15 protein-coding genes are annotated in these 15,023 nt (G+C 51.0%); 2 read left to right on the top strand and 13 right to left on the bottom strand.

Going from position 1 to position 15,023, the window contains the following annotated elements:
• Positions 1-52: 52 nt before the first annotated feature.
• The gene (auxA, locus tag QSV55_RS04205; protein WP_289650830.1) at positions 53-1,330 is read right to left on the bottom strand and encodes a lipoteichoic acid stability factor AuxA; all 1,278 of its coding nucleotides are present in this window, start codon (positions 1,328-1,330) and stop codon (positions 53-55) included.
• Positions 1,331-1,469: 139 nt separating this feature from the next.
• Here auxA and QSV55_RS04200 point away from each other — a divergent pair, with 139 nt between their 5' ends.
• On the top strand, positions 1,470-1,598 hold the full coding sequence (locus QSV55_RS04200) for a hypothetical protein (RefSeq protein ID WP_289650829.1): 129 nt from the start codon (positions 1,470-1,472) through the stop codon (positions 1,596-1,598).
• Positions 1,599-1,861: 263 nt separating this feature from the next.
• On the opposite strand, the gene purD is transcribed toward QSV55_RS04200, so the two are convergent.
• Genes purD through purE form a run of 11 tightly spaced genes read right to left on the bottom strand, consistent with a single transcriptional unit; the run spans position 1,862 to position 12,958 of the window.
• On the bottom strand, positions 1,862-3,094 hold the full coding sequence (gene purD, locus QSV55_RS04195) for a phosphoribosylamine--glycine ligase (protein ID WP_289650828.1): 1,233 nt from the start codon (positions 3,092-3,094) through the stop codon (positions 1,862-1,864).
• Positions 3,095-3,103: 9 nt separating this feature from the next.
• A complete protein-coding gene (purH, locus tag QSV55_RS04190) occupies positions 3,104-4,582 on the bottom strand; it encodes a bifunctional phosphoribosylaminoimidazolecarboxamide formyltransferase/IMP cyclohydrolase (RefSeq protein WP_289650827.1) in 1,479 nt (492 codons plus the stop codon).
• Between the two features lie 10 nt (positions 4,583-4,592).
• Positions 4,593-5,156, bottom strand: a complete 564-nt coding sequence (gene purN, locus QSV55_RS04185; RefSeq protein WP_289651047.1) for a phosphoribosylglycinamide formyltransferase — start codon at positions 5,154-5,156, stop codon at positions 4,593-4,595.
• Between the two features lie 2 nt (positions 5,157-5,158).
• Positions 5,159-6,184 carry a phosphoribosylformylglycinamidine cyclo-ligase gene (purM, locus tag QSV55_RS04180; RefSeq protein ID WP_289650826.1) on the bottom strand — a complete coding sequence of 342 codons (1,026 nt, stop codon included), beginning with the start codon at positions 6,182-6,184 and terminating at the stop codon, positions 5,159-5,161.
• Between the two features lie 2 nt (positions 6,185-6,186).
• Positions 6,187-7,605, bottom strand: coding sequence for an amidophosphoribosyltransferase (gene purF / locus QSV55_RS04175; protein WP_289650825.1), 1,419 nt, complete (start codon positions 7,603-7,605; stop codon positions 6,187-6,189).
• The gene (gene purL / locus QSV55_RS04170) at positions 7,584-9,761 is read right to left on the bottom strand and encodes a phosphoribosylformylglycinamidine synthase subunit PurL (RefSeq protein ID WP_289650824.1); all 2,178 of its coding nucleotides are present in this window, start codon (positions 9,759-9,761) and stop codon (positions 7,584-7,586) included. The genes purF and purL overlap by 22 nt, the downstream gene beginning before the upstream one ends.
• A 3-nt stretch (positions 9,762-9,764) precedes the next feature.
• A complete protein-coding gene (gene purQ / locus QSV55_RS04165) occupies positions 9,765-10,427 on the bottom strand; it encodes a phosphoribosylformylglycinamidine synthase subunit PurQ (RefSeq protein WP_289650823.1) in 663 nt (220 codons plus the stop codon).
• Positions 10,427-10,678 (bottom strand): phosphoribosylformylglycinamidine synthase subunit PurS, encoded by a 252-nt coding sequence (gene purS, locus QSV55_RS04160; protein ID WP_133451140.1) that lies wholly within the window; start codon positions 10,676-10,678, stop codon positions 10,427-10,429. The genes purQ and purS overlap by 1 nt, the downstream gene beginning before the upstream one ends.
• 2 nt (positions 10,679-10,680) lie before the next feature.
• Positions 10,681-11,379 carry a phosphoribosylaminoimidazolesuccinocarboxamide synthase gene (gene purC, locus QSV55_RS04155; protein ID WP_289650822.1) on the bottom strand — a complete coding sequence of 233 codons (699 nt, stop codon included), beginning with the start codon at positions 11,377-11,379 and terminating at the stop codon, positions 10,681-10,683.
• Positions 11,380-12,489: a 5-(carboxyamino)imidazole ribonucleotide synthase gene (gene purK, locus QSV55_RS04150; protein ID WP_289650821.1), complete on the bottom strand. Its 1,110-nt coding sequence runs from the start codon at positions 12,487-12,489 to the stop codon at positions 11,380-11,382.
• Complete coding sequence (gene purE / locus QSV55_RS04145) at positions 12,476-12,958, bottom strand: 5-(carboxyamino)imidazole ribonucleotide mutase (protein ID WP_289650820.1); 483 nt, start codon at positions 12,956-12,958, stop codon at positions 12,476-12,478. Before purE ends, purK begins: the two co-directional genes overlap by 14 nt.
• A 203-nt stretch (positions 12,959-13,161) precedes the next feature.
• Between purE and folD the strand changes: the two genes are divergently transcribed.
• Positions 13,162-14,010 carry a bifunctional methylenetetrahydrofolate dehydrogenase/methenyltetrahydrofolate cyclohydrolase FolD gene (folD, locus tag QSV55_RS04140; protein WP_289650819.1) on the top strand — a complete coding sequence of 283 codons (849 nt, stop codon included), beginning with the start codon at positions 13,162-13,164 and terminating at the stop codon, positions 14,008-14,010.
• A gap of 154 nt (positions 14,011-14,164) precedes the next feature.
• On the opposite strand, the gene QSV55_RS04135 is transcribed toward folD, so the two are convergent.
• The gene (locus QSV55_RS04135; protein WP_289650818.1) at positions 14,165-14,992 is read right to left on the bottom strand and encodes a manganese catalase; all 828 of its coding nucleotides are present in this window, start codon (positions 14,990-14,992) and stop codon (positions 14,165-14,167) included.
• Between the last annotated feature and the right edge of the window lie 31 nt (positions 14,993-15,023).

Genomic DNA, 15,023 nt, shown 5'->3' with positions numbered 1-15,023 from the left:
CATCACTGTACTCCCTTATTATAGAACACCCGCAACTGTTATACAATAGCAATTAGTAATTTTTACGCAGATGATTGAAAAACAGCGGCGTGACAAGGATAACAAGCAGTACTATAACAGGAGGAATAAACAGTGAGACTGAAATCCCTTTGAAGAGCATCAGATAGAAGCTCGTCATGATCTCAATGAAAAGAATCGAAATCGTAAACAGCTGACCGAAGTAGCCGCGGTTGCGTAAATGAATGGTGATGGTGAACACCAGATAGAGAATCACTACGACAAACAGAGCAAAGAGACTCAGCCATTCATAGAAATACTGCATCTTGACGACGTTAAACTTGCTGACATTAAAGAGTATGTTGCGGTTGTTCAGCTCTATAATCGTCAGCAAGAGAATCAGCACACCGAAAAGCACTTCAATCTGGAAGAAACTGAACCATTTCGGTTTACGCATCCAGCGCGGAATATCCTCATCCTGCAGATCGATTCTGCGCCGGATGCCGGCCTTGAAACGATTCCAGCTCAGCATCAGCCGCTCGTCAATCTTCATCGACTGTTTAGAGAGCTGCTGCAGTGCATCGTTGGTCTGATGATTGATGACGCGGCTGAACTTATGGTCACGCTTACGTTTATTTGCCCGTCGCATCGCATGGACTTCAGGATCTATCTTCTTCGCTCGGTAGAGGAAGATATAGTTGCCGAGTGCCAGAGCCCCCATGGCAGAAAACAGAATAAAGAAGAAGTTGAGGGCCATCAGATCGAGCGGTGTCACCTTCTCATCCACGAGCTGGTCATAGACGTGATTCTGTGTGACGATATAGGCCACGCCAAAAATGAAGATCAGAATGAGATAATGCAGCTTACGGAACTCACTGTTTAGATGGCGGCGGTTCAGCACGTAGAAGACAAGCAGCAGAAACGCGACAAAATAGAAGAGCGCATATATATGATAGACCTTGAACATGAAAAGCGCCGTCAGGAGAAACAGGAAAATCGCCGTCATCAGATAAAAGAGCGAAATCTGCGGGTCATGGGCCGTTGTCTTCTTGAGCGTGCGGCTGATATAGAAGAGCCCCAGCCCGTAGAGAACAAATATCAGGCTATACATATACGGGTAAGCGGTGATGTAATGACTAAGCAGCTCGATGAACGCGTAACTATAAATATTGATGAAGTCAGAGAGCCGGGCCATGTGCAGGCGGTTGATGGCTATCTCCTTGAAATGAACAATCTCATCGGCATTGAAAAATATAAAAAGACCCATGCCGAGAAGCAAGGTGCCGAGCAGATAGCCGATCAGGACTTCAATGTTATTTTTAAACCATTTCATGATTTCACCTCACGCCTTATTATAGTGAAAACATAGGGATTTGTCCCATTTAAATGGAAATATCAGACTTAAGTATTAGATGTTTAGAACTGATTTTTAAAGGGAATAACAGACTATCATCATTTAGGAGGAATCAATCATGACTAACGATAAAATCGAACAGCATAAAGAAGATGCTGAAAAAGCGAAAGAACCAGTAGAACAGAACGAGCAGAACGAAACAGGTAAAGAAGCGACTCACGAAGACGTACAGAAAACGTTTGAATAATATAGAGATCGGAAGCGAGGCAGCCGCCTCGCTTTTTTTGTTCGGGATTAGCTGGCCGTTATGAGCGATAAATCGCGTTTACCGCTCATAACCGTGTGCAGTTGAAGATAAACCATGAGTTATGAGCGATATTTATCATTTATCGCTCATAACTCTATTTGATGTCGGGTAACGTCCCGCTATTCCACTTTGCGGAACGTTACAGCCACATGCGCCCCCTGTAATATAAAAACGGAACCTGTTACCACAGGTTCCGTCCGTTCTTATAATGCACGATGTGCGATATCTTTACGATGAAACAGACCGTCGCTCGTAATCTGTCCGACTTTGTCATAACTGCTTTTGACGGCTTCTTCAATCGATGCCCCTGTGCCGATCGCGAGCATGACGCGACCACCGTCCGTCACCCAGTCCTCCTCTTTTTTCAGGCCACTGATGTAGTAGTCAAGTGAACCGTCATAGCCGTAGACTTTATGGCCTTTATCGTAGCTCCCAGGATAGTCTTCTGAAGCGAGTACCACACCGACGACTGACTCATCAGACCACTGAAGCTGAATCGCCTCCTTGTTGTCAAGGGCTTCCAGCACCTCAATCAGGTCACTCTCCATTTTCGTCAGCAGCACCTGACATTCCGGGTCGCCGAAGCGCGCGTTGAACTCGATGACTTTCGGACCGTCTTCAGTGATGATCGCACCGATGTAGAGTAAGCCGAAATAATTCAGCCCTTCCTCATGCATCGCCCGCGCGACCGGATAAGCGATTGTCTCATTCGTCATTTCTAACACATCATCACCTATATGTGACACCGGACAGTAGGCACCCATGCCGCCTGTGTTAGGGCCGAGGTCACCGTCATAGGCGCGCTTATGATCCTGTGCGATGACGTCAAAGGGTATGATGAAGTCATCATTGACAAGGACCATCAGCGAGAACTCTTCACCTGCCAGGAACTCCTCAAAGACCACTTCAGCATCGCCGTCCTGATAGAAAAACTCGATGGCGCCGACCGCTTCTTCATGTGTCATCGCCACAATAACCCCTTTACCTGCAGCGAGACCGTCCTGCTTCAGGACAATCGGTGCGGGATGGCTGGCCAGATAGTCCAGTGCCTCCTCTTTTGTCGTCACAACCTGATAGGCCGCTGTCGGAATACCGTATTTCGCCATCAGTTCCTTGGCGAAAGACTTGGAGCCTTCTATCTGCGCTGCCCGCTTGTTCGGGCCGAACACTTTGATGCCCGCTGCTGTCAGCACATCGGCCAGTCCCTCTGTCAGCGGCTGTTCCGGACCGATGACCACCCAGTCCACGCCGTGCTCTAACGCAAATGCCTGAATCTTATCCTGTTCTGTCTCTTTGATTGCGCTGACGACGGTCGCGACATTGACCATCGCATCATTGCCCGGTATGACGAAGACTTCGTCGACGCGCGCGGACTGCTTAAGCTTATGGCAGAGTGCATGCTCACGACCGCCTGAACCGATTACAAGTACCTTCATGACAACCTCCTAATGTTTAAAGTGACGCATGCCGGTCATCACCATGGCAATGCCCAGCTGATTCGCTGCATCAATGGAATCCTGATCCTTGATAGATCCTCCCGGCTGAATGATACATTTGATGCCTGCCGCTGCAGCAGTCTCCACGGTATCACTCATCGGGAAGAAGCCATCACTCGCTAAAATCACATCGTCATTTATTTCAATCGCACGTTCAATCGCGATCTTCGCTGCCCCGACGCGGTTCATCTGACCGGCACCGATACCGACCGTCTGTTTCGGATTCGCCAGCACGATGGCGTTACTTTTCACGCTTTTCACGACTGTCCAGCCGAGTGCCATCGCCTGCCACTGCGCTTCAGTCGGCTGTGCTTCTGTCACGACAGTCATCTCGTCACGGCTCAGGACGGCATTGTCTTTATCCTGTACTAGATAGCCGCCAGATACCGAGACAAATTCTTCTGTCTCTTCATCCGCATCCATCTGTATTTCAAGGAGACGGATATTCTTCTTCTGCGTCAGAATCCCAAGTGCCTCTTCACTGTAGCCCGGCGCAATCATGACTTCGAGGAAAATCTCGCTGAGCGCTCTTGCAGTTGCCGCGTCAACTTGACGGTTCAACGCGACAATCCCGCCGAAGATGGACTGGCTGTCTGCGGCGTAAGCGTTGCTGAAGGCCTCTTCAATCGTCTCACCGACACCTACCCCGCACGGATTCATGTGCTTCACCGCCACTGCTGCCGGCTCGCTGAATTTCTTCACGAGCTGCAGTGTCGCGTCCGCGTCCTTGATGTTGTTATAGCTGAGTTCCTTCCCGTGCAGCTGCTTGGCACCTGCGATTGTATTCGGTGCATCAGATGTCTTGACGAACTTCGCTTTTTGCTGCGGGTTTTCGCCGTAGCGAAGAGCTGTGCTTGCCTCACTGAAAAACTCGACAATCGCCGCATCGTACTCAGCGGTATGACGGAAGGTCTTAACCATCAGCTCTTTTCGGAACGCTTCGTCTGTCTCGCCGGCCTTCAGGTGCGCAATGATGCGTGGATAGTCAGCAGGGTCCACCACTGTCAGCACATGCTTGAAGTTCTTCGCACTCGCACGGAGCATCGTCGGACCACCGATATCAATATTTTCAATCGCTTCTTTTTCAGTGACATCCGGCTGCGCCACCGTCTCTTCAAACGGATAGAGATTGACTGCGACAAGGTCTATCAGCTCGATGCCATGCTCACTGAGTGCATCCAGGTGCTTATGATTGTCACGGTCCGCCAGTATACCGCCGTGGATATGAGGGTGCAGTGTTTTGACGCGGCCGTCCATGATTTCCGGGAAGTGGGTCAGTTCACTGACTGACTGCACGCGGATGCCGTGATCGACCAACGTTTTCTTCGTGCCGCCTGTTGAAAAAATCTCAAACCCCTGTTCGATCAGCTGCTCGGCAAATGCAGTGATTCCTGTTTTATTTGATACACTTAACAATGCTTTTTTCATGATGGACTCCTTATATGATAGTTTTGATGACTCGGGAATAAAGTTCGTATTCTATCGCCTGGATACGGGGCTGTAAGGTCTCAACTGTATCGTCCGCATAGACCGGGCAGGCCACCTGATCGATAATCTGTCCGGTATCCATGCCGGCATCAACATAATGAACCGTCACACCGGAGACGCGGCAGCCGTAACGGACTGCCTGACCAATTGCATCCTTCCCCGGAAAGCTCGGCAAGAGAGAAGGATGGATATTCAGGATGCGTCCTTCATAAGGTTCAAGCAGTGTCGGACCGATGAGCTTCATATAGCCGGCCAGAATCAGCCACTCGGCTTCATCGGCCACCAGTCTGTCCAGTATCGCCTGTTCATATGCTGCTTTAGAGTCAAATGCGCTCAATTCGAATAGATGAACGGGCACCGCGTAGCGCTTTGCCCGTTCAATGGCGTATGCGTCCGCCTGGTCGACATAAAGACCTGTCACCTGAATATGATCCAGATAGCCCGACGCTATATTGGCCATGATCCTCTCAAAGTTTGAGCCGCTGCCTGACGCAAATATCGCCACTTTTTTCATCATTAAAGACCTGTGATGGTGATCGGGTCCTGATGCGCTGCAATCGTCCCCATCACAATCCCTTCTTCTCCGGCCGCCTGCAGCATCTCAAGGACTGCCGCCTTGTCCTCTTGAGCTGTGATAATGACGAAGCCGATACCCATATTGAAGACATTGTACATCTCCAGGCGGTCAAGCTGCCCTTGTTCTTCGAGCCATCTGAAGACCGGCTGCTCCGGGATAGCTGAGACATCAATCTGCGCTGACAGGCCTGCCGGCAGCACGCGCGGGATGTTCTCAATGAAGCCGCCGCCTGTGATATGGCACATGCCGTGCACTTTTTTCGACTGGATGATTTCCTTGACCGCTCTCACATAGAGCCGGGTCGGTTCAATGACGGTATCAAGCACTGTCCTGTCACCGATTCTGCTTTCTAAGTCAATATTATTATCCCGGATAATTTTTCTTACTAAACTGTAGCCGTTACTATGGATACCGCTTGACTGCAGGCCGATGATGACGTCGCCCGGCTGAATCTTCTCACCGGTGATATAGTCTTCCTTCTCAACAGCACCGACCGCGAAGCCAGCGATATCGTAGTCTCCAGCATGATACATATCGCCCATCTCCGCCGTCTCACCGCCGATCAGTGCACACTCGGACTGCACGCAGCCTTCAGCGACACCTTTGACAATCTGTTCGACGATCGCGGGGTCGACTTTGTTCAGGGCGAGATAATCGAGGAAGTAGAGGGGCAGTGCGCCCGTGGTCAGAATATCGTTGACGCACATCGCGACGGCATCAATGCCGATAGTGTCGTGACGGTCTGCGTCTATGGCAAGACGCAGCTTCGTACCGACTCCGTCTGTTCCTGACACCAGGACCGGTGCCTTCATATTCAGCTGTGAGAGGTCGAATGCGGCACCGAATCCGCCGAGACCTCCAAGTACTTCCTGACGCATGGTACGCGCTACGTGTTTTTTCATACGTTCCACCGATTCATATCCCGCATGGATATCCACGCCTGACGATTTATATGCTTCTGACATGATTAGACTCCCTTCGTCTTCTTCTCTTTTTCTTGCGGTAACAGGTGATCGACGATTTCAATCGGATAGTTGCCCGTGAAGCAGGCATCACACTCACCCTTCGATTCGAAGCGGCGGTAGACGTCATGCATCCCTTCGACAGACAGATACGTCAGTGAATCGACCTCTATCTCCTGACGGATTTCCTCCACTGTCTGATACGCAGCGATGAGTTCCGCATGAGTCGAGACGTCAATGCCGTAATAGCAGGGATGCTTCAGCGGCGGCGACGAGATACCCATGTGCACTTCTCTGGCACCTGCTGAACGCAGGGCCTTGACGATATACTTGCTCGTCGTACCGCGGACGATGGAGTCATCAATGACGATGACGCGTTTACCTTCCACGACATCACGGATCGGCGCATGCTTCATTCGTACAGCGCGTTCACGCATCTTCTGGTCCGGCGTGATGAACGTCCGGCCGACGTAGCGGTTCTTCAGCAGTCCCTGTTCATTCGGGATGCCCGAGTAGCTCGAGAAGCCTTTAGCGGCCTGCAGAGAGGAATCCGGTACGCCGATGACGATATCCGCCTCGATGTTCATTTCCTTCGCCAGCTGTTCACCGAGCGCCTTACGTACATTATAGATGGAGTGATGACGGAACTCGGAATCGGGACGCGCGAAATAGACATATTCCATCGAGCACATGCGATGCTTGGTCTCAAGCGCATAGAAATCTTCGTCCATCCCGTCATCATTAAATGTCAGGACTTCCCCCGGCTCGACGTCACGGATATATTCCGCGCCGATCGCCATGAGTGCGCAGGATTCACTGGCCACACAGTAGGCTCCGTCTATCTGACCGAGCATCAGCGGTCTGACCCCGTGACTGTCCAGTGCCGCTGTCAGACTGTCCTTCTGCAGGACCAGATAAGCGAAGGCCCCTTTAATCTGGTTGAGCGCGGCCTTCAGGTTCGACTTGAAGCTCGGCGACTTCGCCTTGAAGAGCAGATGACCCAGAACTTCAGAGTCAGAAGACGTCTGGAAGATAGCACCTTCAGCTTCAAGCGCCAGGCGGATCTGACGTGCGTTCGTCAAGTTACCGTTATGCGCAAGACCAAGATCTCCTTTAGAATGCTTGAACAAGAAAGGCTGGACATTCGACAGCTCAGACGCCCCTGTCGTCGCATAGCGTACGTGACCGATCGCACTGCGGTAGTCTCGCAGCGAATCCAGCTGCACCTGACTGATCGCTTCAGGTAACAGCCCCATACCACGCGCACCGAAGAGATTGTCGCCGTTTGAACAGACAATCCCTGCGCCTTCCTGGCCACGGTGCTGGAGGCTGTGGAGCGCCATATAAGTCAGTTCCGCTGCGTTCGGGTGATTCCAGATACCGAATACCCCGCATTCCTCGTTTAGACCGCGGATGTCATACATTGGTCGATTGCTCCTCTCCACGTACTGATGATACTGTTCACATCCTGTTCAACCACGCCGTTATTCGCTTCAACTCTGAAGCGCTCAGTGCCGAACGTACCGATTTTAACCGCATCCTGCAGTTCAATGTCTTCCTTGGCGATCAGGAGATAACGCCCCTGGGTCTCACTGAAGAGCTGCTCGACAGGAATATCGATCTTCGCTTCAATCCCGGTTTCCAGATAGGCAGCCATCTGCGCGAGCTTGATGGCGACGCCGCCCTTACCGACTGCCTGGACATGAGACAGCTTGCCGCCTGTGATCAGTTCACGGATGGCTTCACCGCGTTCAGCTTCAAGTGCCAGATCAATCGCTACTTCTTCGTGCGCCACTTCATCAAAGAGTAACTTCTCGATCTGCGAGCCGCTGAAGTCTGCGCCTGTTGAGCCGACTAAGTAGATCGACTCACCTTCTGTCGGTGTGAAGTCACGTAAATATTCAATATCCTCTATTAAGCCGACCATACCGACGACCGGTGTCGGGAAGATGGCTTCACCTTTTGTCTCATTATAGAGGGAGACATTCCCTGAGACGACCGGTGTATTAAGCGCGCGGCAGGCTTCAGCCATCCCCCGCGTTGAATCCGCAAGCTGCTGGTAGATCTCCGGTTTCTCCGGGTTACCGTAGTTCAGACAGTCCGTCATCGCAAGCGGCAGGCTGCCGACCGCGATCAAGTTGCGGTACGCTTCAGCAACGACCATCTTACCGCCCTGGTAAGGATGGTTAAAGACGTAGCGTGCTTCGCCGTCAATCGTTGACGCAATGGCCTTAGTCGTCCCTTCGACACGGGTCACGCCGGCTGACAGGCCCGGCTTGATGATGGTGTTCGCCCCGACCTGCTGGTCATACTGGGAGTAGGCCCATGTTTTAGAGGCCAGGGTCGGATGCTTCAGCAGACGGTCAAAGACGTCCTGTGCATCGATACGGGAGTAGTCATGGTCAACTGCCTGATAGTCAGCGGCCTTGCCTTCAAGTACATAGACAGGCGCCTCGTCACTTAACGGCTGCACCGGAATATCTGCATAGACCTCACCCTCATAGCTCAGGACGAAGCGGTCTGTATCCGTCACTTCACCGATCACGGCACTGTCCAGCTCATGATGATCGAACAGATCAAGGAACTTCTGTTCCGTCCCTTTCTGAACGACGAGCAGCATGCGCTCCTGCGTCTCTGATAACATCATCTCATAAGGGGAGATGCCCGGCTCACGCGTCGGTACCTTCTCAAGGTGCAGATGGATGCCTGAACCGCCTTTTGTTGCCATCTCAGATGAAGAGGACGTCAGACCAGCTGCACCCATATCCTGGATGCCGACAAGCTCCGGATAAGTGATGGCTTCAAGTGTCGCTTCCATCAGCTTCTTGCCGACAAATGGATCACCGATCTGAACAGACGGCCGCTTGGATTCAGATTCCTCGTTCAGCTCCTCTGATGCAAACGTCGCACCGTGGATACCGTCGCGTCCTGTCTTCAGACCGACATAGATAACCGGGTTACCGGTCCCTTTCGCTGTCCCCTTCTGGATCTTGTCGTGGTCGATGACACCGACACACATCGCATTGACCAGCGGATTGCCGTCATACTGTGAGTCAAATTCAATCTCGCCTGCGACTGTCGGGATACCGATACAGTTGCCGTAACCGCCGATACCGGCAACGACCCCGGAGAAGAGACGCTGGTTCTGCTTGGCATCCAGTTCACCGAAACGCAGACTGTTCAAGAGCTGAACCGGCCGTGCACCGATAGAGACGATGTCACGGACGATACCGCCGACACCTGTCGCTGCGCCCTGATAAGGTTCAATCGCACTCGGATGGTTATGGGATTCCACTTTGAAGACGACAGCCTGGTTGTCACCGATGTCGACAACTCCCGCGCCTTCACCCGGCCCCATCAGGACACGCTCACCGGACGTCGGGAACTGCTTTAAGAACGGCTTTGAATGCTTATAGGAACAGTGTTCACTCCACATCACGGAGAAGATGCCGATCTCTGTATAGTTCGGCATGCGGCCTAAAATATCACACACTTTGTCGTACTCAGCATCTGACAGCCCCATATCCGCATATAATCTGTTGATCTTGATCTCATCAATCGTTGGCTCTAAAAATCTCATCTGTTATTTCCCCCAGCTTTCTAGAATACCTTGGAATAAACGTTTACCGTCGTCAGAACCGAGCAGCGTATCCATCGCACGCTCTGGATGAGGCATCATGCCACAGACATTGCCTGCCTTGTTGATGATGCCGGCGATATCTTCTAAAGAACCGTTCGGATTCTCGGAATAGGATAATATAATCTGCCTATTAGCCTTCAGTTCCTGTAAAGTCTCTTCTGAACAGTAGTAGGACCCTTCACCGTGGGCGATCGGGTAGATCACTGTTTCATTTTCGTCATATAGATGCGTGAACCGCGTCTCATGGTTGACGATGGTCAGGTGCTCATCACGACAGATAAAACGGTGGCTTTCGTTATGGAGCAGCGCGCCCGGCAGTAAACCGATCTCCGTCAGGATCTGGAAGCCGTTACAGACACCAAGGACGGGCTTCCCTTCATCAGCGAGACGTCTGACTTCATCAACAATCGGTGCGACTCGTGCCATCGCACCGCAGCGCAGGTAATCACCGAACGAGAATCCGCCCGGAATCAGCACACCGTCATAACCGTCCAGTGACGTCTTGCGGTAGTCCACATATTCAGCCTCCATACCTGTGATGAGCGCTGCATTCAGCATATCCCGGTCACAGTTTGACCCCGGAAATTCAATGACCGCAAACTTCATTATTCCGCCTCCACGACTTTGTAGCTGTACTCTTCAATGACCGTATTCGCGAATAACTTCTCGCTGAGTGTGCGTACAACATTATCCACTGCTGCATCTGTCGCTTCGTCCACTGTCATATACAGGACTTTGCCGACCCGGATATCATTGACCCCGCTGTAACCTAAATCATGCACGGCACGCGTCAATGTCTGTCCTTGCGTATCTAAAACCTGTTTCTGTAATGTGATGTAAAGTTCGATGTTTTTCATGATTATAAAGCCTCCATTTTATTGTAGAAGTGAGTGTACGTATCAATCAGTGAGCCTGTCTCTTCCCTGTATACATCTTTATCAAAATTCTCTTTTGTCTCCTTGTCCCAGATGCGGCACGTGTCAGGTGATATTTCATCAGCAAGTAGGATATGACCGTCCTTATCCTTACCGAACTCAATCTTGAAGTCGACAAGATCGAGATGCATACGGTTCATGAGCTCGATCAGGTGGTCGTTGATGGCAAGTGCCTGACGTTTCAGTTCAGCAATCTCAACATCGTCCGCAATACCAAGCAGCTTGACATGGTCATCTGTGACAAGCGGATCGTTCAGCTCATCTTTCTTGTAGTAGAACTCAACGAGCGGCTGTCTGAAGCTTTCACCTTTTGTGAAACCGAGACGCTTCGTGATGGAGCCTGCTGCGATGTTACGCACGACGACTTCGAGGGGGATGATATCGACTTTTCTGACCAGCTGTTCAGTGTCTGACAGACGTTCAATGAAATGTGATGGATAGCCCGCATCCGTCAATAATTCGAAGAAACGGCTTGTGATCAGGTTGTTCAGTCGTCCTTTTCCTTCCATGGCATCCTTCTTCGCACCGTTCCCGGCCGTCACTTCATCCTTGTACTCGATACGGTAGACCTGCTCATCATCTGTTGAAAAGACGCGTTTAGCTTTACCTTCATACACTAACATCTACATTCTCTCCTTATAAATCGCTTCATAGTCGTTATTCAGGTCAAGAATCGTCACGTGACCCATCTTACGGTTGTCCTTACGGGTTTCCTTGCCGTAGACATGGACATGCCAGTCAGCATGGTCGCTGAAGACATCCTCCATCGTGTCAAGGTCCTGACCGAGCAAGTTGAACATCACAGCAGGCTTCAGCAATTCAATCCGCTCCGGCAGCTGCCAGCCGGCGACGCTGAGAATATGGGTATCGAACTGCGAATAATCACATGCTTCGATTGAGTAATGTCCGGAATTATGGGGACGTGGCGCAATTTCATTGACATAGAGCGTGTCATCCTGGTCGATGAAGAACTCGACCGTAAAAGTGCCGACAAAATAAATGGCCTGCATGATTTTCTTCACTTCATCCACCGCCTGCGCCTGATACGGATGCTCACCGGTCACCGTCGTTTTATAGAGAATCTGGTTGCGATGTATGTTCTCCTGTACCGGGAAGAAGACCACCTGGCCGTCCACGGCAGCTGTAGCGGTGATGGAGATCTCTGATTTTAAGCTGATGCGTTTTTCAGCGACACAAGGACGGACCGCGAGGAGTTCATCCGCCTGCTTGAAGTCCTCAGCACTTTCGATGACCAGCTGGCCTTTACCGTCATAACCGCCGAACGTTGTCTTCAGCATAAACGGAAAACCGAGTGTGTCAGCAGCCTCCTGCAGTTCCTCCTGATGCGTCACAGAGACAAACGGCACTACCGCTGCACCCGCTTCTTTAAGTGCTGTTTTTTCAGCGAGGCGGTTCTGCAGGGTGACGACTGTCTCTGCCCCTTGCGGCACGTTGAACTGTGAGGTGATCTTGCTGAGGGCCTCGCCGCTGATATTCTCAAATTCATACGTGATGACGTCAGACAGTGCCCCCAGCTGCTGCAGGGCTTCACTGTCGTTATAAGGCGCCTGAATGAAATGATGGCTGACGTAGCGTGCGGGACACGTGTCATCCGGATCGAGGACAGCGACTTTAAAGCCGCGTGCCTGCGCACTTTGTGCCATCATCTTGCCGAGCTGTCCCCCGCCGATGATGCCGATCGTTGAGCCGACCGCCAGTTTAGTGTAAGTCATGCTGCATCGCCTCCACTTTCTCGACAAGTGACGCTTCGTAGTCATCCAGCTTCTCAACTAAAGCCTCGTCCTTCAGACTTAAGATACGTGCGGCCAGAATCCCCGCATTCTTCGCACCGGCTGAACCGATGGCCGTTGTGGCAACAGGTATACCGCCGGGCATCTGGACGATGGATAGCAGTGAATCCAATCCTTTTAATGTCTTAGTCTCAATCGGTACACCGATGACAGGCAGTGTCGTCATAGAGGCGATCATACCCGGTAAATGAGCGGCGCCTCCAGCACCAGCGATAATGACGTCAATCCCCTGCGTTCTCGCCTCGCGTGCGAAGTCGACCATCTGCAGCGGCGTGCGGTGGGCAGACACCACTGAAGCCTCAGCGACAATGCCGAATGACTCCAGAACAGTGACGGCTTCCTTCATCGTCGGCCAGTCAGATGACGACCCCATAACTACAGCAACTTTCATCAAAAATTACCTCCATATCTATTGAAAACCGTTTCATAAATTGAGATGATTACAGTAGTAGCATACCAGTAGTGCTATCAGATTTCAATCGAATAAACGAACATTTTAATTAATTTTAAGTAAATTATTCGAAATTAGTTCGGTTTCTAGTGATAATCAAGTTGAAATTAATTAAAAACGTTCGATTTACAGGAGGAGACAGCATGACAGCAAAAGTGTTAGACGGTAAGGCAATCGCACAGGAATACCGTGCAGGCCTGCAGAGAGAAGTGGAACAACTGAAGGAACAAGGCACGACACCTAACTTGACCGTTATCCTTGTCGGTAACGACGGTGCGAGCCAGAGTTATGTCAACAACAAGAAGAAATCAGCAGAGAAGATCGGCATGTCATCGGAAATCGTCAAGATGGACGAAACTGCGACAGAAGAAGAAGTCCTAGCAGAAATCAAGCGCCTGAATGAAGATCCGGCTGTCCACGGCATCTTGGTACAGGTCCCGCTGCCGCAACAAATCTCTGAAGAAAAAGTACTGGAAGCAATCGACCCTAAAAAAGACGTGGACGGTTTCAATCCGATCAACATCGGCCGCCTGTATGCAGGGATGGAAACATTCATTCCTTGTACACCACTCGGTATCATGGAAATCCTGAAGAACGCGGACATCGATCTGACCGGTAAAGAAGTTGCCGTCATCGGCCGTTCACACATCGTCGGTCAGCCTGTTGCCAAACTGCTGACTGATGCGAATGCAACAGTGACCCTGCTTCACTCACGCAGCACGAATATGAAAGAAACATTGAAACGTTCAGACGTCATCGTCTCTGCAGTCGGTAAACCTGGCCTTGTCACAAAAGACGATGTGAAGCCGGGCGCAGTCATCGTAGACGTCGGAAACACAGTGGTTGACGGCAAGCTGACAGGCGACGTGAACTACGACGAAGTCTCAGAAGTAGCCGGCGCCATTACACCTGTACCTGGTGGTGTAGGACCGCTGACCATTACCATGGTTCTGAACAACACCTTGCTGGCAGCACAGCGTTCCGTCAAATAATGGGATGACAAATAACCACTTCCGGATAACTGGAAGTGGTTATTTTATGTAGATAGCAGTAGGATGTGTCCGCCATTTAAGGAATAACGGACTCCTTTTTATCACCATACAGACAATAACCCCGGCAAGCTCTCAGAGCTCCCGGGGTTATTAATTATTTCTTTGGTTTCGTTGAATGAAGCGATGGATGCGGATTTTCAAGTTCAGGGACTGCCCCTTCTACCAGGACTTTTGATTCATATTTGAATTTCCCGTCGCCTGCAGGTGTCTTGCCTTTCGCCCATGAACCTTTAGCGCTTTCTTCTGAGCTTGCTGAGTGATTATAGAGCGAGAAGGCGATATCTTCACGTTCCAGTTTACGGTCGAAGGAACCTGGGGTGATCTTGCCTTCTACCTCTTCAAGTTCCGCGATCGCCTGCAGCCACAGATTCTGGTGATATGAATCGCGGGCAATCAATACTGCAAGCATATCTTTGAGGCCTGGATCATCCGTCATTTCATAAATACGGATGGCCTGCGTGCGGCCCTGTGATTCCGCATTTAAGTTCGCACGGAAGTCAGCGAGCAGATTACCGCTGGAGATGATATAGCTGCCGCTCCAAGGATTACCCACACTGTCAGCCGGCCGTGCATTCATCCCCGCCACAATCGCATGCTGCGGATTCATACCGCTGAGAATAGCAGCGGTCGCAGGGTCCTTCATCGCTGCTTCCTGATGCTCAATTGACGTGCCGTCCAGGAGACGCCCTACCATTGTAGCCAGCATCTCGATATGACCGAGTTCCTCTGTCCCGACATCAAGCAGCAGGTCTTTATACTGTTCATTGCCTTTTCTGACGCCCCATCCTTGAAACAGATACTGCATAGCGACACTCATCTCACCATACTGTCCGCCAATCAATTCCTGGACGCGCTTAGCCATAAGGGGATCCGGCTTCACCGGTTTAGCTTCAAACTGCAGATGTTTATCATGTAAAAACATAGGATACCTCCTCAGATTTTAGTCAGTAAAA

This window comes from Macrococcus bovicus (assembly GCF_030376725.1).
GTDB classification, from domain to species: Bacteria; Bacillota; Bacilli; order Staphylococcales; family Staphylococcaceae; genus Macrococcus; species Macrococcus bovicus.
Note: the sequence above shows the minus strand (reverse complement) of the source record. Positions and strands in the feature narration are given on the sequence as shown.